Annotated in this window: 16 protein-coding genes; 8 read left to right on the top strand and 8 right to left on the bottom strand. The window is 36.0% G+C overall.

The window, feature by feature from the left end; translation table 11 throughout:
- The first annotated feature begins 299 nt into the window (after window positions 1-299).
- On the top strand, window positions 300-1,523 hold the full coding sequence (locus tag D5R40_RS05695) for a glycosyltransferase (protein ID WP_124145202.1): 1,224 nt from the start codon (window positions 300-302) through the stop codon (window positions 1,521-1,523).
- A gap of 378 nt (window positions 1,524-1,901) precedes the next feature.
- Here D5R40_RS05695 and D5R40_RS40810 read toward each other — a convergent pair whose 3' ends face one another.
- A complete protein-coding gene (locus D5R40_RS40810) occupies window positions 1,902-2,027 on the bottom strand; it encodes a hypothetical protein (protein WP_275670382.1) in 126 nt (41 codons plus the stop codon).
- 1,167 nt (window positions 2,028-3,194) lie between these two features.
- Here D5R40_RS40810 and D5R40_RS05690 point away from each other — a divergent pair.
- A complete protein-coding gene (locus tag D5R40_RS05690) occupies window positions 3,195-4,523 on the top strand; it encodes an MFS transporter (protein WP_124154337.1) in 1,329 nt (442 codons plus the stop codon).
- On the top strand, window positions 4,480-4,668 hold the full coding sequence (locus tag D5R40_RS34670) for a hypothetical protein (protein ID WP_205127609.1): 189 nt from the start codon (window positions 4,480-4,482) through the stop codon (window positions 4,666-4,668). The genes D5R40_RS05690 and D5R40_RS34670 overlap by 44 nt, the downstream gene beginning before the upstream one ends.
- A gap of 402 nt (window positions 4,669-5,070) precedes the next feature.
- Here the strand turns inward: D5R40_RS34670 and D5R40_RS05680 are convergent, their stop codons facing one another.
- The 4 genes from D5R40_RS05680 to D5R40_RS05670 form a co-directional block, all read right to left on the bottom strand.
- Window positions 5,071-5,937 (bottom strand): OmpA family protein, encoded by an 867-nt coding sequence (locus D5R40_RS05680; RefSeq protein WP_240038964.1) that lies wholly within the window; start codon window positions 5,935-5,937, stop codon window positions 5,071-5,073.
- Between the two features lie 315 nt (window positions 5,938-6,252).
- Complete coding sequence (locus D5R40_RS34665) at window positions 6,253-6,429, bottom strand: hypothetical protein (RefSeq protein ID WP_161564936.1); 177 nt, start codon at window positions 6,427-6,429, stop codon at window positions 6,253-6,255.
- 111 nt (window positions 6,430-6,540) lie between these two features.
- On the bottom strand, window positions 6,541-7,629 hold the full coding sequence (locus D5R40_RS05675; RefSeq protein ID WP_124145199.1) for a DUF4335 domain-containing protein: 1,089 nt from the start codon (window positions 7,627-7,629) through the stop codon (window positions 6,541-6,543).
- Between the two features lie 622 nt (window positions 7,630-8,251).
- Window positions 8,252-8,857, bottom strand: a complete 606-nt coding sequence (locus D5R40_RS05670; RefSeq protein ID WP_124145227.1) for a DUF3038 domain-containing protein — start codon at window positions 8,855-8,857, stop codon at window positions 8,252-8,254.
- A 234-nt stretch (window positions 8,858-9,091) separates the two neighbouring features.
- On the opposite strand from D5R40_RS05670, the gene D5R40_RS05665 reads away from it, so the two are divergent.
- From D5R40_RS05665 to D5R40_RS41865, 4 genes are all read left to right on the top strand, one after another.
- A complete protein-coding gene (locus D5R40_RS05665) occupies window positions 9,092-9,604 on the top strand; it encodes an adenine phosphoribosyltransferase (protein WP_124145198.1) in 513 nt (170 codons plus the stop codon).
- Window positions 9,605-9,930: 326 nt separating this feature from the next.
- Window positions 9,931-10,962 (top strand): ABC transporter permease, encoded by a 1,032-nt coding sequence (locus tag D5R40_RS05660; protein ID WP_124145197.1) that lies wholly within the window; start codon window positions 9,931-9,933, stop codon window positions 10,960-10,962.
- A gap of 301 nt (window positions 10,963-11,263) precedes the next feature.
- Complete coding sequence (locus D5R40_RS41870) at window positions 11,264-11,554, top strand: hypothetical protein (RefSeq protein WP_287286689.1); 291 nt, start codon at window positions 11,264-11,266, stop codon at window positions 11,552-11,554.
- A 43-nt stretch (window positions 11,555-11,597) separates the two neighbouring features.
- Window positions 11,598-11,885, top strand: a complete 288-nt coding sequence (locus D5R40_RS41865) for a hypothetical protein (protein ID WP_338043189.1) — start codon at window positions 11,598-11,600, stop codon at window positions 11,883-11,885.
- A gap of 90 nt (window positions 11,886-11,975) precedes the next feature.
- On the opposite strand, the gene D5R40_RS05650 is transcribed toward D5R40_RS41865, so the two are convergent.
- Both D5R40_RS05650 and D5R40_RS05645 read right to left on the bottom strand, forming a co-directional pair.
- The gene (locus D5R40_RS05650; protein ID WP_124145196.1) at window positions 11,976-12,176 is read right to left on the bottom strand and encodes a UPF0175 family protein; all 201 of its coding nucleotides are present in this window, start codon (window positions 12,174-12,176) and stop codon (window positions 11,976-11,978) included.
- A gap of 226 nt (window positions 12,177-12,402) precedes the next feature.
- Entirely contained in the window at window positions 12,403-13,737 is a 1,335-nt protein-coding gene (locus D5R40_RS05645) for a CHAT domain-containing protein (protein ID WP_240041548.1), read from the bottom strand.
- A gap of 319 nt (window positions 13,738-14,056) precedes the next feature.
- On the opposite strand from D5R40_RS05645, the gene nrdJ reads away from it, so the two are divergent.
- Window positions 14,057-18,649, top strand: a complete 4,593-nt coding sequence (gene nrdJ, locus D5R40_RS05640) for a ribonucleoside-triphosphate reductase, adenosylcobalamin-dependent (protein WP_124154336.1) — start codon at window positions 14,057-14,059, stop codon at window positions 18,647-18,649.
- Window positions 18,650-18,978: 329 nt separating this feature from the next.
- On the opposite strand, the gene petP is transcribed toward nrdJ, so the two are convergent.
- Complete coding sequence (gene petP / locus D5R40_RS05635; RefSeq protein ID WP_124145194.1) at window positions 18,979-19,185, bottom strand: cytochrome b6f subunit PetP; 207 nt, start codon at window positions 19,183-19,185, stop codon at window positions 18,979-18,981.
- Window positions 19,186-19,478 lie beyond the last annotated feature (293 nt).

The raw sequence follows: 19,478 nt of genomic DNA, 5'->3' as shown, positions 1-19,478 counted from the left end.
GGATAGGGGCTAAAAATTATAGAAGTTTATTTTCTAGCTTGTAGGTATCTGAATTATCAATATCTAAGGATTTGAGGCAGCTTAAACAATGTTCCCTGAAAAGTTCTTTTTGATCTTCATAGTAATCGAGGTCTTTTGACTTTAACAAACCTAAACTATCGTTTAATAGATAATGGTGTTCAAATTGTGAGAGTAGTTAGTGGATATCGTAATTTAGAATCTCTTTTTGAACAATAATTAGCAGAAACTTAAGATTTAGCTTACTTCTTCCTTCTTACTTCTTTCTTCTTCTTTAATTTATGAAAATTGCCATTATTGCCTCTGGATTTTTACCTGTATTAGATGGAGTAACTGTCAGTGGCTTTTACCGAGTCCAAAAATTAAGTCAATTCGGACATCAAGTTTTATTGTTTTGTCCAGACTATAGTCCCCTCGCTCATTTGTATCCTAATTGGAAAGATTATACAGGTAATATTTTTCCTGGAGTTCAAATCATTAATTTACCGAGTACGCCATTCCTAGATTTTGAAAGAAACGTAGGATTTAACACTTATAAAATAGTCCGCCAAGAATTAGAAAAATTTCAGCCAGAAATTATTCATGTAGATGAACCAGAAAGATTATTTTTTGCTTTTTTTCGTTTAGCTGGCATCCAATTTGCTCAACAACATAAAATTCCCTGTGTTTGTACTTTCAGAACTAATTTTTTAGACTATTTTGAAGATTTCTTACCTTTGCCAAAAGGGATTAACTTGATGTTGAAATTAATCTTTGAAAAAAGTTTTGTCTCTATTTACAACCAATATGACTTAACTTTGGTTTCTAGCAGCGTTACCTATGAAAAAATTGTGAATATGGGTATCAAGAATGTTAAATATACCAATTTTCATGGTTTTGACGTGGAGAAATTTCAGTCAGCGAGAAAAACAGCTAATTTTTGGGAATCAAATTATCAAATCCCTGATTTAACCAACAAAGTAAAAATAGTTTTTTTAGGCAGATTAACCGAAGATAAAGGTTGGCAATTTACCTTAGATGCTTTTGTCAAACTTCAGCAATTAGTAAATCTAGAAAATATTGCCATCATAATTGTTGGTGATGGTCCGATGCGCGATGAAATATTAAATAGATTAACTAAACTGACAAAAAATGTATATTTATTAGGTAGAGTACCTCCAGAGAATATACCTAATATTTTGAAAAATAGCGATTTTCATGTCACTGCTTCAGAAAAAGAAACCAGAGGTTTAACTGTATTAGAAGCTTTTGCCGCAGGTATTCCAGTAATTGCTCCTCAAGCAGGAGGAGTCGTGGAAAATATTCAAGATGGATCGAATGGTTTATTATTTACACCCAGAAATCAGGAAAATTTTTGTGAGAAATTGAAGCTATTAATAGAAGATAAGAATTTACAGATTCAAATGGGTATTAATGCCAAAGAATCTGTTGTTAAATATAGTTGGGATAATGCAGTAGCTAACCTCGTGAAAATTTGGCAAGAGCAAATTACTCAAATCTTCTGAAGAAGGAAAAATTCAAGAATTTAGAATTTAGAATTTAGAATTTAGAATTACCTCTTCTTTTTAAGGGAGAGGATTGACTCAAAGGAAAATTTTTCTTTTTATCCTCTGAAAAGAGGAGGCTTTCAACCAAAATTTTTTGGTAAGGAGGAAAAAGGAAGAAGAAAAAAGGAAAAAGTGGATAGGGATTAACGAAGTCAGAAGTCAGAAGTTATTTTTGTAACGGAGATTTGAGCAAGGTGCCAAAAATATTGCGCCTTAAAAGGTGGGGTTGAGCAACCCATATTATTTTGATAAAACCCCGATCAATTGTAAACATCGCTTATGAGGTGCAGGGTATTAAACCTAAAGGAAAAAGATAAAAATTAGTAATGAAGCATATCAGCTATCAACTTTTGCTTCTTTGATTTGGTGGTGGTGTATTCTAATTATTTGACAAGGATAAAAGATAAAAGCAGTGGGAGCATCTTGCTCCCGTGCCAGGTATTCCTTTTTGCTGTATACCATTACGCGAGCAGGACTACCAAGATAAGTACCTGTGCAAAATTAATTTAACATTTGTCATACCATTTCTCTGTAACAATGCGCTTAATAATTTTTACCAAAACCTGAATTTTACTAATAGCTGTTATCTTTTATTCAGCGCAACTTCATAGAGAAATGGTATCAGTCGGGAACATGGAATAAGGAACAGGAAATCAAATATATGTTTGTCCTAAAAATGTCAATCTAAAAATTATTTTTCCTACTTATTTAAGTTAATCATCAGACCATCAAATATACAATTAATTTGCTTTAACCACTGATAACAATTCTCATAGGAAACAGGGAACAGCTAATAGAAGAAAATCTCAAGCAGAAACTACTTAAAATTAGAAACGCTATATGTTTACTTATCCCTGTAGAGACGTTGTATGCAACACCCCTATCCACTCCCCTACTCAAAAAAATGTAGAAAAGTTTTTGATAAATGGTATTAGAAAGCACAGAGAGCAGATTTTTAGAACTCGATCACGCTGAAGTCAAAGCCTTCAGTTAAACCTGCTCCAACAATTTTTTACCTTGAATTAAACCCACCTACTTAAATAACATTCTGATTGTTTTTCTCAAAATAATATCCTGAAAACTCTATGGAATTTTCTATATTTTTTTGTGTATTTTGCAACAATACTTCTTAGATTACCTTAAACAATAGTATTGCAAAAAATATGCCATCCAACTTACTAATAAAAAGATTAAGACAATATAATCTTTAAGCTAGTTAAAAAATATCCAGTTAAAGTAAATAGAGATACCAAGAGATGCTATTAATTAAAAAGCCGAATAAACCACATAATTTGAGGGTGCATCTCATATTTGCCAAAATACTTTTTTCCTATATATTCCCTGTTGCCTGTTCTCTGTTCCCTAAAAGCGATAAATTTTTACAGAGATGCACCCTGATTTGAGTTATTAACTTAATTAGGTAACTATACTTAAATAGTCAGCAAAAAAATTAATCAATTTGGTAAAAAAGAAACTTTTAATAGCTGTAGCAGTCATAAAAAAAATCGACAGATTAAAACATACTTAATCTGATAAATTTAGCCTGTTAAAGTTATAATTAACTCCTGTTAAAGTCAACTGAATCAATGCTGTTCCACTCTATTTTCATCCCTCTAGCAACTCAAAGTTATGCAAACATTCTTATTTATATGGTTGGGACAAATTGTTTCCCTATTCGGTTCTAGTTTGAGTGAATTCGCTCTAGCAGTATGGGTTTATCAAACAACAGGTTCAATTACTCATTATGCTCTGTTGTCCTTATTCATTCATCTACCTAGTCTCTTCATTTCACCATTTGCTGGTGCAATGGTAGACCGCTGGAGTCGTCGTAGGGTAATGATTGTCAGTGACTCAATCACCGGAGTAACAGCATTAGCAATAATGTTATTGGTCTTCTCCGGGCAACTGCAAGTTTGGCATATCTATATAGCAGTAGGTATTAGTTCCGTCTGCAACGCTTTTCAATGGCCAGCTTATACCTCTGCTATCCCTCAACTTGTACCAATACAACACCTGAGTCGCGCAAATGGAATGGTACAAGGTGCAATAGCAACATCAAGAATATTAGGTCCAAGTATAGCGGGATTGTTGATTCTTAAAATCCATCTTCACGGAGTATTATTAGTAGATTTTGGTACTTATCTGTTTGGGTTGCTGACTCTATTGAGTATCAAATTCCCCAGAAGAGAAAAGAAAATTACCAGACGTAGAGTAAGTATTGAAGAGTTATGGCAGGAAGTTATTTCAGGTTGGAATTATGTAGTGATACGTTCTGGTTTACGGAAGTTAACTATATTCTTTGGTGTTATTTATCTAAGTGCGGGAGTATTGCAAGTTTTATTCTTGCCGATGGTATTAAGTTTTGCATCTGAAAAAGAATTAGGAATAGTAATGTCTGTTAGTGGCATTGGAATGTTGTTAGGTAGTGTCGCAGTAAGTTTATGGGGAGGTACTAAGCGTCGAATAGAAGGAATTTTAATCTTTGCATTTATTCAGGGATTATGTTTATGTTTAGGAGGATTTAAAACTGCTGTAGTATTAGCTGCAATTGGTGGTTTTGGCTATTTATTTTCTAGGGCAGTTATTGTTAGTTTGAATCATACTATTTGGCAACAAAAAGTACCTCAAGATTTACAAGGACGAGTTTTTGCTTTGCAAAATATGATCGAAAAGTCTTTATTAGTAATTACTCATTTAAGTGCAGCACCTTTAGTCGAGTTTATGTTTAAACCATTGATGAGTGAAAATGGAATGTTAGCAAGTAGCGTAGGCAGAATTATTGGAGTTGGAGATGGCCGGGGAATGGCTTTATTATTTGTATTAATGGGTCTATTGAATATTGGGGCAGTATTAGTCGCCTATCGTACTCCAGAGTTACGGCGAGTAGAGAGAGAGTTACCTAATGCTGATCGCTTTGAAGTTGATAATACTGAATCAGACAATACTGCTGCTTGCTAAAGCTGGAAAACATGGACAGGAGACAGGAGACAGGAGACAGGAGACAGGAGACAGGAGACAGGAGTTAGGGGAATTTAGAGGAGGTAGGAGTAAGAATTTTAAGAATGATTTTTCTGCCCAATTATGTATGCACCTAAAATACTAACTTTGGTAGATTTTTTATTTTCTGGTTGTGACTAGATAATGAAGACAAGGAAGAAAAAAGCTTAAAAGTAAGACAAGCCAGATTTTTTCCTCTTCCCTCTTCCTTCTGAAAATAAAAGCAATTTTTATCCATTAGGCGTTGGTTAATCAAGCTATGAAACCTAAATTTTGCAAATATAAAATGCTTTTAAGTTAATAGTTAGGCAACTGCCATTAAAGCACAATCATAGCCAAAATCACCAACGCCAAATTATCAATTCTTTATCAAAATAATTGGGTCTAAAAACTCGCCTTTTAAGACGAAATATTTTTGTTAAATCCCCGTTAAAAAAATAACTTCTGACTTCTGACTTCTGACTTCTGACTTCGTTAATCCTCTTCCCTCTTCCCTCTTCCTTCTTCCTTATCTTTTATGAATTTTCACCTCAATCCGACGATTACGTTGCCGATTAGTTTGAGAATTATTTTCTACTATAGGACTAGATTCTCCATAACCAATAACCAAAAAACGGTAGCGATCGCCCATATTTTTTGAGAAATATTCTGCTACTCTTTCTGCTTGCAAAAATGATTTTTCCTGATTGACCTTGACTTTACCTCGATTATCAGTATGACCAGAAACACTAATTGTCATTTCTGGATAATTTTTCAATTCACCAATTAAATTATCTAAAATTGACCTTCCCTCAGAACGAATTGTATTACTACCAGACTCAAACAAAACATCACTAGGAAGAGTAACCATCATTGTCTTTTCACTAAAAACTGGCTGAGAAGGCTTACTTATTACTTCTTGATTCTGACGATCAGATATAGGCAAAGCTAACTGTTGAGCTATTAAGTCCAATCTTGCCTCTAAATTTCCATCTAATTTTCTCACACCCAGTTGATTTTCTAAATTCCTGGTACGACCAATTAAACTATTTAACTGTGTTTGTAACTTTTGAAGCTCTGTTTGTAGTTCCTGTTTTTGTACCTCAGTCAGTTCAACTTGAGGCGTAATAATTTCTGGGGTAGATGCGGGAGTAGACCTTGAGGATGGAGGTAACTTTTTCTGAGATACTATACTTCTAGCACCACGGAGTAATTTTTCTGAGATGGGTATATCTTGGGAAGTAGAAGGATATTGAAAAGCGATCGCCATTCCCAAAACCCAGGAAAAACCGCTAGTTACCATCAGCAGCAAAAATCGAAATATTAAGGATAGTATTAACAAAACCATTCCCGGAGACCTAGTATTAGGAGTCCGGTCGGGAGAAGATTTACTCACGGTTTTCCCATTCGTTGATTATTCTGATTTGATACTACCTCAAAAACTGAATTTGAGACATAAGACATAATACCGGAGTATAACTTTATCTTTGTCTTTTGTGGGTTGAATACCTCACTATCATTTCAGTTATCAGTTATCAGTACCTGTGCCTGTTTGCGCAGCATTCCGTAGGAAAGTCCTATGCTTTATAAACATCTTTCTTCACACATAACTTGCTTGACAAAATAAACAAGTTATGTGTTCATGTTTGAGAGGCTTTTTCCTCAAAAATCATGTATTGAAAAGTAAATTTTTTTGAAAACTTAAGTAGTTTTACTTAGCCAAATTTTTTCTTTCTCTCTTCTCCCCTGCTCCCTTCTCCCCTGCTCCCTTCTCCCCTGCTCCCTGCTCCCCTGCTCCCCACAAAATTTTCAGAAGTTTCTTATTAAAATAATATGGGTCGCGCAACCCCGCCGGGAAATGGCGAAATATTTTTGGAGGGTTGCTCAAATCCCCGTTACAAAAATAACTTCTGACTTCTGACTTCTGAATTCTGACTTCATTAAAGGGGGTAGAGTAGATACCTTCTGCCTTCTACCTTCTGCCTTCTGCCTTCTTCAGTTACCAAGGCTCTACTTCCAATAAACCATTTTCTTGAAACAATACCTTAAACTCAACTATAGATTGATTATTCTCCTCACCTAATGCTTGCTTATTTAGCAAATCTGGCAGAGGAATTTTATCTACCTCATCAGCAGCTGCTGGATTTATGGGCTTATAGCCAATTATAGAACCATCTGAAGCTACTGTGACACGATAAATCAAAGCTTCGTTGACTCCTATTGTCCAAGCATTATTAATTTTTTCAGAGAGTAAATTCTCTAATCGTTCAATCTCTGCTTGGTCAGTAATTTTGGAACTGGCACTCAAAGATGTCTCTGAATTTTCTTGAGTCAGCGTCTGTTCAGAAGTATCTACCCCATCCACTTCATCTGATGAATTAATAGTAGCATTCGGTGATGAGTCCAAACCTTCAGGTGTGGGGGTAGGATTAAAACCAGGTTCTGAAGTACTGTTAGGAGATGCCTCTAAATTATTAATACTTTCATTTGACTGTGGTTGAGGATCTTTAGGACGTTGTACTTCTGGAATAGGGACAAAGAATAAGGCCAGACTAGCTAATGCCAAACCAGACATTCCCACAGCAGCAGGTATAACTTTCTGAGCTACAGGTTCTCCTAATTTTGCATCTTTTCGAGACACGGGTCTTACTGCCAGAGAGAAACCAGGTAAAGTCAAAGAATCAGCAAAAAACTGGTCCACCGCCTCAACCAAATCAAATAGTTGGACTGTGTTTAAATCAACAATTATTCCAAGTTTTTGATCTTGAACATTGCCCTCAAAAACTGTCAATCTGTGTAGATTAGTATCTATTCTTTGTAAATGCACCAATTCTTGACTATCACTTTGGTGTCTAGGCAAAGATATTCCACTGAGAAATTCTTGGGCATAACTACTGACTTGTCTGACCAAGCTTTCAAAAAAATCTCGTCCCCCAGTTAATGATGGCTCTTGGCCTTGAATCTGACATTCAGCATTGGTCAAAATAGATAATACCTGCCCTTGACTTAAATTAGGACTTCCAGTTTCACTCAAACCTTGCAAAATCAACTTACAGTTAGGCAAGCTGTACTGACGTTGAATCGTCATTGCACTTCTGCTCCATAAAATTAAAACTAATACAATATAGTAATTTCATTTGAGTTGCGTAAAAAAAACTTGGTCGCTTTTAGGTAACAGGCAACAGCTCATCTGGCAACAGGTTAAGAAGGTTTGCCGGATTTTTTACTGTTATAGTCATTCTGAATAAGACTGAAACACTTTTTCAGCTGAAACTCTTTCAAGGCAAGAAACCTTTGTCTCAATCTTAACTGGAATGACTATAGTAAATAACCAACTCTTGTTTAGACATCTCATTTGAAAACGCTATAGCTCGCAAAAAGTGACATTTTTATTGTATGGCAGTCGAAGGAAAGGTTAGGACATATAAAAGTTCAAAGCTCAGACAAAGCAAGCCTTTTCCTTCTTTCTTCTGCTATACAGATATTTTAATTAACTTCCCTACTGCTTTATCCAAAGCCATCGGCAGTATATTGTCCACAAGTATTAACGGTAGACCTTACCACATTTAATCAATTGTGCCTGACATTTTGGGGTCTCTCCAGAACTACTAACTCACTTTCTCAAGTTAATAGACATCTCCAAAAATCAAAAATCAAATCAATTCTTATATTTCTCCCTTTTGCCTGTTGCCTGTTGCCTGTTCTCCCTTTTAACTTACTTCCCCATCAAACAGACTAATCCAAAACCTTTGCATACCCGTTGTACCAGTACAGAATAATAATTTACCCAATAACTCTAATCCTAGTTGATTTAACTTTTCCTCTGAATTGTAGGCCATTACACCAGACCGCCTGGGGTTCATACGACTGCGAAAATGTGCTCTAAACTGTTCTAAATAAAAAGATAATTGTAAATGATTTTCTATTGGTAACTGTTTTTGATTTAACTGCTGGTAGTCAAACAAAAGTTTCCGAATCGGAACAGTTAAACGTTTAGCCAAATGACCAGTAATAATCACTAAAGCTTTGGCCTCATTCAATGTCAAGGGACGACGTTGACTATTCAGACGTAGGGGATTTGTACTACGCAGTCGCCACAAAGAAACCCGATTTGGAATAATCCCTTGTAGATCTAGGTCTTTGACAACTTTGAGCATAACTTCTGCTCCTCCAAGTTGCAAAGCTTCAACTGCCAAAAGAATTAAATCAATTTGGGTTTTAGTTCTACGAGGACACCCATTATCGGGGAGAGGTATATCTGGTAAATTCTTCAATATTAATGGTGTGGACGGAATGGGGGCAGTGTTCAATTCCATTACTTTATTTATTGCCAATATTCAATACTTCGTTATAATATTTTGGTAAAAATGTCAATATAACTAAATAATATTAATTACTATCAAGAATAACACCCAATTATAGATTTTGTAATCAGTCTAAACAGCATCATTAATGTCAATAGAAACTCCGGTCTACATTTAGAGATATACTTTTCCCACTGAGGAATTTTTTTGAATTTATCTAAATCTTATAACTTTTGACTAAAATCTATGGACCTAAAAAATTTAATTCGCGAAATTCCTAATTTTCCCAAATCAGGAATTTTATTCCGAGATATTACGACCCTTCTCAGTGACCCAGAAAGTTTACATTATACTATTGACATTTTGGCAGAAAAATGCTTAGAATTTCAACCAAACTATATAGTGGGTATAGAATCCCGGGGTTTTATTTTTGGTGTCCCCTTAGCTTATAAGTTGAATGTAGGTTTTGTACCAGTCCGCAAACCGGGAAAATTACCAGCAGCAGTATATTCAGTTACTTACGATTTAGAGTATGGCCAAGATACGTTGGAAATGCACCAAGATGCCATGGCAGCAGGCAGTAGGGTTTTAGTAATTGATGATTTATTAGCTACAGGTGGTACGGCAGCAGCTACAGCTCAATTAATTGAAAAAGCAAGTTGTAATTTAGTAGGGTTTGGCTTTGTGATTGAGTTAAAAGACTTGGGTGGGCGTCAGAAGTTGCCTGAAGTGCCAATTGTTAGTTTGATCGAATATTAATTGAAAATTAGAAGTCAGAAGCTAAGTATAATTTCCGTTAATTGACTATAAAATACAAGCAATATAGCATTGGCAGTGAGGTTTTAGTTATTTAGCAAAAGCGCTGTAAAATTCAGGCAACGTTAGATTTTGCCTTTAACAGTAGGCATCTTGCCAGCTTCGGGGTGTACCTCACACTTAGTGGAGGGAGTCTACTATAACTATTGTAAGGGCTAAAGCCCAACTACAAACAAAAACTTTATTATCAGTAATTATCCGAATATAAACCCCTTTTTCCTCAGATAACTAAAGCTTTCTTCCTTGTTCCTTCTTTCTTCCGCAAGTTAATGGATAAAAAATTGAAGTATAGCAAACTAAAACAATTAATTGCCAGTGAAACTTTTGCTTATGTTTTAAAGAGATTATTACAAGCAATTTTGACTTTATTTCTCGCATCTGCTCTGTGTTTTGCCATAATTCAGTTAGCTCCAGGTAGTTATATAGATACTTTAAGTCAAAATCCTCAAATTTCTCAAGATACTATTAAACAACTTGAGCAACAGTTTGGTTTAGATAAGTCGCCTTTAGAACAATATTTACGTTGGCTAACACAAATTATTACCAGTGGCAATTTTGGTAGGAGTTTTGTCTTTCAACAACCAGTGGCCGATCTATTATTGGAGCGAATACCAGCTACTTTAGTTTTGTCAATTTCTTCCTTAATAATGACCTGGGCGATCGCTATTCCTCTTGGTATTATTGCTGGAGTTAATCAAAACCGTTTTTTAGACCGTTTTCTCCAATTAATTAGTTACACTGGTCAAGGTTTTCCTAGTTTTATTACTGCTCTATTATTATTATTTTTAGCTCAAAATCTTTCTCCTTTATTACCAGTGGGAGGAATGCAAAGTATCGATTATGATGAGCTATCTTTTGTGGGTAAAATTTTAGATATGGGTTGGCATATAATTTTGCCAACTGTTGCTTTAAGCATTACCAGTTTTGCTGGTTTACAGAGGTTAATGCGGGGGCAATTATTAGATGTTTTGCGACAAAATTATATTCAAACGGCAAGAGCTAAAGGTCTTCCGGAGAATCGAGTAATTTATGTTCATGCCTTGAGAAATGCCATTAACCCTTTAATCACATTATTGGGATTTGAATTTGCCAGTTTATTAGGTGGTTCGTTTATTGCTGAATATTTCTTTAATTGGCCTGGTTTAGGAACTTTGATTTTAGAGGCAGTAAGAAATCAGGATTTATATTTAGTTATGGCAAGTTTAATGATGGGTGCTTTGATGTTAATTATTGGTAATTTATTGGCTGATTTATTGTTGAAAGCTGTAGACCCAAGGATTAAATTGGAAAATCTGAAGTGATTTAAGGAGTCAGGAGTCAGGAGTCAGGAGTCAGGAGTCAGGAGTCAGGAGTCAGGAGGAAATATTGGAGGAATAGTATTGATAATTTCAGTATTTCTTTGGTACTGTCGGTACTATCAGTCCTTAAATTTTATTTATAACTGATTATCCGTTAGCGTAGCTCCCCCTCGGGGGGAACATGATATAAATTACTACATAAAAAATGGTATCAAACCTATCCCCATACGACTCTTGACTCCTGTCTCCTGACTCAATAGCAGTAACCTAAATATTTGTAGCAAAGATTTATCAAACTGGTATTATGACAGAAACAATACAAGCAGAACGAGTTACGCTTTATGATTTGATAGATAAATTTAATTTTAAATTGAGTGAAAATCCTGCTTTTTTTAGGGAATGGCAAGATAATTTACCAGAGATTAATCAAAGGGAAAAACAACAATTGCATCGGGTTAAAAATAATTATTTTAATTTAGCGATGCGTCCCATGGTAGAAGATATGGTTAAAATGGTGGTAGTGTCTCCTTTATTAGATTTAGCGGGTTTTTTTACCTCCTTTTTATACTACTGCGGAGAGTTCTATAGAGATTGAAGAGAGAGATAAAGGGTTAATTCTTCGGGGTAGAATTTATGTTTTGGTCTTACAAGACCGCTTCTGGGTTTTGGTTATTGAGTCTAAGCGATCAGGGTTTTCTTTAGAGGTGGGTATTCCTCAATGTTTAGCTTATATGTTGGGAAGTGATCATGCAGATAAGTCTTTGTTTGGACTGGTGACTAATGGCAGTAATTTTATCTTTTTAAAGTTGGTAAAAGGAGAGCAGTTTGAGTATGCTTTGTCTGATGAGTTTAGCTTAAGACGAGGGGATGATTTAGTGACAGTTTTGGCTATTTTAAAGGGGTTGAAAAGGGAGATTTTAAGTTGATTATGAGGTACGCTATAATTATTAATTATTAATTGTTGAAAACAATCATAACCACCCCTTAGCCTTCAAATGTTGAATATCTTTCTGCAATTATGCCACATTATAATGAATTGCGATACCACGCTCTGCCATCAACTTTTGAAAACGAATCTGCGACATATTTAATAATTGTGCTGATCTTCCCAAGCTAATTTCTTCCTGCTGAAAGAGCAACAAAACAATCTCAATTAACAGTTCATCCTCTGACAACCTACTAGCTTTTATGATTTCATCAGAAATAATCAAACTCACTTTTTTAACATCCTTTATTAATGGATAATGAACAATGGATAATTATTTATTAGTTGATAATTAATTCATTATTTAAAAGCATTTTATATTTGACAACTTTAGATTTAATAGCTTGATTCACAACACCTAAAATCAATATAGCGCTTCTCAGACTAATGAGGTACACATATCTTTATTTATATTCTCCCTATTACCTCCCTATTCCCTCCCTATTCCCTATTAATTATTACCAAGGACTGCTAACAAGAGTAAATCCTGACCAATAGAAAGGATGAGAAAAGTTAATTTCTCCCAATCCTTGTAAACTCTCAGGTAAAGATATTTCACCTCTAGAAAACTTTAATCTTTCATTCCTGAGCAATACATCTCCTTGAATCATTTTAATTTGAGTTTGTCTAATTGCTTCAGCTTTACTTGGTGCTGTTTTTAACTGTTCATAAAATTCACTCATTAAGGCTAAAGTTCCAATATCATTAACGTACCACAAACTTGCTAATACAGACTGAACTCCTGCTTCTAAAGCTAATCCAGCAAAACCTAACTCCACATCTCGATCTCCAACGGCAGTTTTACAAGCACTTAAGACTAATAATTCAGCCGGAGGAGTGTTCCAAGCAATCTCTTTTACTTTGTCTAAATGGAGTTGAGTATCCCAAAATTGAATGTAAGAATTTTCAGGTTTTCCAGGCTGAAATTTTGCATGAGTTGCTAAGTGAATAATATTAAAAAATTGAGAGGAAAGTTGATTTTTTAAGTTTTCTAAAGTGAATTCCTGATTGAGAAATAATTTTCCAGGCCAACCTTGAGAAATATTTTGAGGTGAGATACTTTCTGTCAGGTTTTCATCAACAATTGTTGAGAGTTCAACTGGAACTGCTGGTAAAGACTTTTGTGTCTGAAATTCTGATGCCCCCATGGCTAAAATTCTAGCTTTTTGAATGGGAGTATAATTAGAATCAATTAAATTAAATGCAGGAATAATTGCCAGACTATATTTTTCTACTAAAAATTTTTTTCCATCGTGTAATGCGGCTATTGGTAGAGTACGCAAACCTTTTCCTAAACAAAACAATATTGTGTCTATTTTTTCTGCTTGGAGATTTGCTGCAAAGGGTTTAATAATCCATTCATAGAGTTGTTGAGCCTGATTTAAGTAAAAGTCTGCAAAAAGCAGCTGAGGATTAGTGATTTCATTTTGAAATAATTTAACTGCTTGAATCAGGGTTTCGTATTTGATAAAATCAAGGTCTTTAACTAGAGGTTTTTTTCCAGGATAAATAAAGACTAAATGTAAATATTCTGGTTCGGGTATCGCCCAAAATACGGCTGGTTTTATATTACTTGTTTGGCTAATTTCTAACAATTTTTTAGCAATATCATCACCAGTTTTTGAAACTTTAGAAAAATCTCGATCAAAATAAGCCTCAAATTCTTTTTTTAGCCTTTCTTCCATTTTCATCACTTTCTCTGAGACAGTTAGATTTATGTCTTGAGAGACAGTTTTTTCTGAATTAAAAGTGAGAATAATAATCAGGGAAAGAATAAATATAAAAATTGTCATACTGACTTTATACTTATTCTTAAAAGAAAAGATTTTCTCAAACATATACAGTACCTTGTTTAATATCTTGGTAAGGATTCAGTTATTACAGGTAAGTATTTCCTGGGTCATGCCAGGCAAACAGTTTTTTTATAGTGTTTTACTCGTACTTTTAACTCTAGTTAAACTCTAGTTCAATTCTAATTCCACCTCTAAAAACAAAAAACGCAAAATATAGAGTAATTTGGTAAATTTGTCAAAAATTTGACGCTATATATAAAAAATCGCTACACTCGTAATTTGTTGCTTATTTCCAAAAAATTCTATTTTCTATTTAACTATGGTACGAGAACTAGAAAAAGTAGATCATAGGGAGTTCCCAGAAACAGCTCCCACTGCTAATCCAGTATTTTATCGAACTTATAGCCGTAAAACAGAAAATGGCCGTGAGACTTGGGTCGAAGTATGCGATCGCACAATTAATGGCCTGAGAAAATTAGGTCAACTTACCCCGGAAGAAACGGACTTACTGTATCGGATGCAAAGTCAACTAAAAGCCATGTCCTCTGGCCGTTGGTTGTGGGTCGGTGGCACAGAATGGATTACACAACCACAAAATTTTTCGGGGGCCTACAATTGTTCGTCCACAAATATAATGGACTGGCGTGCCTTTGGTCTATTAATGGACTTAGCAATGATGGGTTGCGGTACTGGAGCAGTATTAGAAGGAGATTATATAAATCAACTGCCACCAATTAGAAATCACTTAAATCTGATATTGCGGGGTGAAATTGGTTCTACTCCTGCTGAATTACGTCGGGAGTTGACAGAACTAAAATTTGATGGAGACCAGGTAGAAATTTATGTTGGAGACAGTCGTCAAGGTTGGGTAGGTTCATATCAAGCTTTGTTAGAATTGTCAACCGATGAACGATTTTCCGGTGAAGTCAAAGTCATTATTGATTTGAGCGATGTTAGACCTGCGGGAGAACAGTTAAAAGGATTTGGTGGTGTTGCCAACCCGGTGAAATTGCCAGACTTGTATCAACGTTGTGGGAATATTTTAAATCAAGCAATTGGGCGGCAATTAAATTCTGTGGAGTGTTGCCTGCTAATTGACGAAGCAGCAGTCACAATTGTCGCCGGAAATATTCGCCGCTGTTTACCTGAAGGTGCTTTAGTACATACAGCATCAGGGTTAGTACCCATTGAAAAAATTCGGATAGGCGATCGCGTCTTAACCAGCAAAGGATTTTACCCTGTGACAAATTTTTTCAACCAGGGTACTCAGTCTTTATGTCGCATTCAAACAGAAGACGGATATTTTGAATGTACTGCCGATCATAAAGTTGCCGTGCTGCAAGATTTGTATGGTAACTATAAAATGATAAAAGCTAAAGACTTGCAAGAGGGCGATCGCTTGATTTTTGTGCCTCAAGCAATACCTGGTACTCCCACCGAACTCCCTGAGTTAAAAGGTGTAACCTCCCATGGTGCTAAAGCAATAACAGTACCTGCTCTTACCAATGAGGTTGCTTATTTTCTGGGATATTTGCATGGAGATGGATCGGTTGCTTCAGATGGATGGCAAGTCAGGTTTTGGGTTCCCCAGGATAGTCCGGAAATTCTGGAACGACTGATTAATGTTGCTCAAGAATTTGGTTTGGAAACACATACACTGAGAACCCCAGAACAATGTAAAACCAAAGCTTATGAACTTCAGTTAAATAGCAGCATTCTGAATAAATATCTTTCACAGTTTAAACAGTCATTTACTTCTATTACGATTCCTGACTGTATTCTGATGGGAACAACAGAAATTCGTCAAGCTTATTTAGCTGGTTTAGCAGACGCAGATGGTTGTCATTCTCAGGGCGTACTGGTAGCTTCTGTTTACCAAGATTTTCTGCAACAGGTGCAAGCATTATACGCATCTTTAGGAATCACCACGAGATTGTGTGGTTCGGTGCGCAAGCGAACTGGAAAGTGGGAAGGTGAGTTAGTAACTGTAGGAGAGAGTGCTTTTGAAGCAGTAGAAAAAGTAATGATGACTTACTCTACTCAGTTTCCAGTGCAAAAACGTAATCGCCCTAAATTTTTCCACGATCACGGGTTTCCCTGGGAAATGGCTCAACCTTCAGTGAATACTTTTGATTGGAATAATCGCAAGCAGATGATGGTTCGCACTGTCAAGAACTTTATCGCCGATGCTACAGATTTGATTCCGGTAAAAGTGAAAAAAGTTGAGATGGATGTGACAGAAGCATCAACTTATGATATTGAAGTTGCCAGTATCCATGAATTTGTTTGTCAGGGAATTTTAGTAGCGAACAGTGCCGGAATGAGGCAGGGCAATAGTAGCGATCGCCTGTTTGCTGTAGCGAAGGATAATCTCTGGCGACAAGATGAAAACGGTAACTGGGGAATTGATCCAGAAAGAGATGCTCTGCGAATGGCAAATCACACCCATGTTTTCCATCACAAACCAACATTAGAAGAATGTGTTGAGGCAGTGAGAAAACAGTTTTATTCTGGTGAAGGTGCTATTCAGTGGGCAGGTGAAGCAGTTGCTCGTGCTAATCGCGATCTACTTTCAACCCCAGAAATAAAGAGTGATTTTATTAACGCTTATGGAGAAAATAATGCTAAAAAATGGTTTCAAGAACACTATCCAAATATTAGTAATGATGAACTGGAACATCGGTTAGCAAGATTAGGGTTAAATCCTTGCCATTCTGGGGATACTTTAGTTTCTACAGACCAAGGGTTAATTCCGATTCAGGATTTGGTAGGTAAACAGTTTAAAGCATTGGTGGATTTGCGTTCTGTCGGTTTATCTGGTGTGAAGTTAACGGATGCGATCGCTTTTGCGACGGGAGTTAAAACTACCTACAAAATTATGCTGACTAATGGAATGCAAATGCGATGTACAGCAGACCATCAACATTTTACGAGTCGAGGTTGGGTTAGCACTCAAGATTTAACTAATGATGACAATATTTATGTTCAGAGAGGAGCAGGTTATTTTGGCAAAGGTACTATTTCTGTTGCTCAAGCTCAAATGCTTGGTTGGTGGTATGGAGATGGATATAATGTTAGGATAAAAGCTCGTAGTAATGGTCATGGAAGGAAGCAAGACCACTTTGCTAAAGGGTTTGTTTTTAACCAAGATGAGTATGAAACTGCCAACAATATTGTAGGCAAAGCGGTTGCATCAATTACAGGAAGAGAATATGTAACTACACTGCATAAAGGAGTCTATGAATTCCGAACTCAATCTCCTAAATTAGAAAAGTTTTTTGCCGATTTAGATATAGTCGGAAAAGAAGAACTTCCTAATAATTTTCTGAGTCAATCTCAGGAAGTTTTAATTGGCTTTTTACAAGGAATTTTTAGTGCAGATGGCACAGTAGATAAAGATTCCATAAGAATTAAATTAGCCATGGTTTCGGAAAAACTACTCCAACAAATTCAATTGATTCTATCTAATTTAGGAATTATTAGTACAGTTAGATTAATTAGGAAAGAAGGTTACAGAGGTGTTCCTTATACAACTGTTGATGGAACTGAGAAAATTAGCTTAGATCGAGGCAGTTATGGATTATTTATCTCTACTTTTAACTTCAATTTATTTCAAGAATTAATCGGCTTTCCACTATCGCCAAGTAAGAATATTAAAGCTGAAAAATGGTTAAAAAAACCATTGCCTAATTATTGTGAGTCAACTATTAATTCTAAGTTTACTTCAAAGGTGAAAAAAGTTGAAGAATTTGGAGAAGAAGTTGTTTATGATTTGCACGTTCCTTTAACTAATTCTTTCATTGCTAATGGTTGTTTAACTCACAATTGTGGAGAAATAATTGGCTCTAACTTCCACTGCAACTTGTCAGAAATTCATCTGAATCAAATTGACCCAAATAACCATAAAGAACAGGAGGAAGCTTTTACTGCTGGCGCCCTTTCTGTGGCAACTTTACTAAACCATAAATTCCTCGAACCTCGCTATAATTCTAGTCGAGAATTAGACCCTATTGTAGGTGTTTCTTTTACTGGTTTATTTGACTTTTTTGTAAAAGCTTTTGGCATTGAATGGTTGCGTTGGTGGCAAGCAGGTCGTCCCGCAACAATTCAAGGTCTAGAGTTTAAACAACAGGAAGCAGAATATTTAACCCGTTGGCGCGAAATAGTACATCAGGTAGTGTGGGATTATTGCGATCACCACAACCTCAAACGTCCAAACCGTTGTACAACAGTTCAACCTAGTGGCACTAAGTCTCTGTTAACAAACGCTGCTCCCGGTTGGCATCCACCTTTTGGGTTGCGGTGGGTGCGACGCATTACTTTTGCCAAAAATGACCCCGTAGCATTAGCTTGTCTTGACTATGGTTATTCTGTAATTCCAGGGCAGTCAAGCAAAGATGAAAATGGAAATTTACTGAACGATCCTTTTGACGATCGGGCTAAAGAATGGTTAGTAGAAATTCCAGTACAGGTATCTTGGATAGATTTACCTGGGGTTGAAGAGATTACCATTGAGAAGTTCAGCGCTACTGCGATGTTTGACTTTTACATGGGAGTACAACAACATTGGACAACTCATAACAGCAGTAGCACCATTTTATTAACGGAAGCAGAAATTGAACCTCTTGGCAAACGTATTTATGAAGCAATTCGTGATGACGAGGGTTATATTTCCTCAGCGTTGTTAGCGCGGTTTGATGCACCTTTCCCCCGGTTGCCATTTGAACGCATATCTCAGGAGGAATATGAAAAAATGCAAGAGGATGTATTGCGTCGTCGCAAGTCCGATAATTTTTCCGAGCTGATGAATGGTTATGTGTTAGCTAGTGAGTTGCCAGAGATGGGACCTCAAGACCCCGCTTGTTCTGGAATGGTTTGTGAATTGAAAGCTTCGGAACCTCAAGTTAACTAAAATTTGTAGCTGTAGGGATTTATGGCTGGATATCTTTCATATCTGTCCACCCTACAATGTTTGGTATTAGTGCATTGTCATGGTATAGATAGTGGGAGCATCTTGCTCCCGCTCTAATAGGGATAAGTAACTTATGATAGGAGTTTATATTATAAGTAATACTTTTTTCTCCTATATTGGTATTATCCCTAATTCTCTAATTTTATAGCAGTCGAAGGAAAGAAGAGGACATATCAAAAGCTGAAAACTCAGACAATGCCAGATTTTTCCTTCTGCCTTCTGCCTTCTGCCTTCTGCCTTCTGCCTTCTTCCTTCTGCTATAGCATCTGTTAAGAGATAGGTATTAATTCCTCTTCAAAAAACCAAGTACCTATGTTTTCTTCAAATTCGACCCAAAAGCCGATTCCACTACCGTCTACCATTTTGAATTCTTTTATTGTACCAATTGGATTTTTCTTCAGTTGGTCAATTATATTTGCGGGTGGTATAGGTTGTTGTTTGATACCTTTTACTTTTACTTTCTGACCTATTTCCATTTTTGTTTACGATGTTCTCCTAGTGGTATGAATCAATGCACAGTTTATATGAAATTAGTGCTTGAGCACAGTTCTATAGTATAAACCAAAAGTCTAATATGAAAGGTCAAAAGCCAAATTATTTCTATGATTGAGGTATAGTATTAATTTGATAAATGTTTGCTACAAATAACTAGGCTATTTATTAGGAGTCAGGTGGGGAAGCCGCCGGATTGGCGACGTACAGGAGGACCGAGTCATATCAAATCCGGTTAAACAGCCATAGAATGGTTAAGTTAGGAGTCCTCAGGAGT

This window comes from Okeania hirsuta, assembly GCF_003838195.1.
GTDB lineage: Bacteria > Cyanobacteriota > Cyanobacteriia > Cyanobacteriales > Microcoleaceae > Okeania > Okeania hirsuta.
The sequence above is the reverse complement of the archived record's forward strand: the minus strand, read 5'-3'. Positions and strand labels throughout refer to the sequence as shown.

Bases quoted from the DNA above. Each gene is read 5' to 3' on its own strand.
- nrdJ (WP_124154336.1), top strand. From the start codon at position 14,057: ATGGTACGAGAACTAGAAAAAGTAGATCATAGGGAGTTCCCAGAAACA.
- D5R40_RS05675 (WP_124145199.1), bottom strand. From the start codon at position 7,629: ATGACGATTCAACGTCAGTACAGCTTGCCTAACTGTAAGTTGATTTTG.
- D5R40_RS05665 (WP_124145198.1), top strand. From the start codon at position 9,092: ATGGACCTAAAAAATTTAATTCGCGAAATTCCTAATTTTCCCAAATCA.
- D5R40_RS05670 (WP_124145227.1), bottom strand. From the start codon at position 8,857: ATGGAATTGAACACTGCCCCCATTCCGTCCACACCATTAATATTGAAG.
- petP (WP_124145194.1), bottom strand. From the start codon at position 19,185: ATGGAAATAGGTCAGAAAGTAAAAGTAAAAGGTATCAAACAACAACCT.
- D5R40_RS05645 (WP_240041548.1), bottom strand. From the start codon at position 13,737: ATGACAATTTTTATATTTATTCTTTCCCTGATTATTATTCTCACTTTT.
- D5R40_RS05660 (WP_124145197.1), top strand. From the start codon at position 9,931: ATGGATAAAAAATTGAAGTATAGCAAACTAAAACAATTAATTGCCAGT.
- D5R40_RS05690 (WP_124154337.1), top strand. From the start codon at position 3,195: ATGCAAACATTCTTATTTATATGGTTGGGACAAATTGTTTCCCTATTC.
- D5R40_RS40810 (WP_275670382.1), bottom strand. From the start codon at position 2,027: ATGGTATACAGCAAAAAGGAATACCTGGCACGGGAGCAAGATGCTCCC.
- D5R40_RS05695 (WP_124145202.1), top strand. From the start codon at position 300: ATGAAAATTGCCATTATTGCCTCTGGATTTTTACCTGTATTAGATGGA.
- D5R40_RS41870 (WP_287286689.1), top strand. From the start codon at position 11,264: ATGACAGAAACAATACAAGCAGAACGAGTTACGCTTTATGATTTGATA.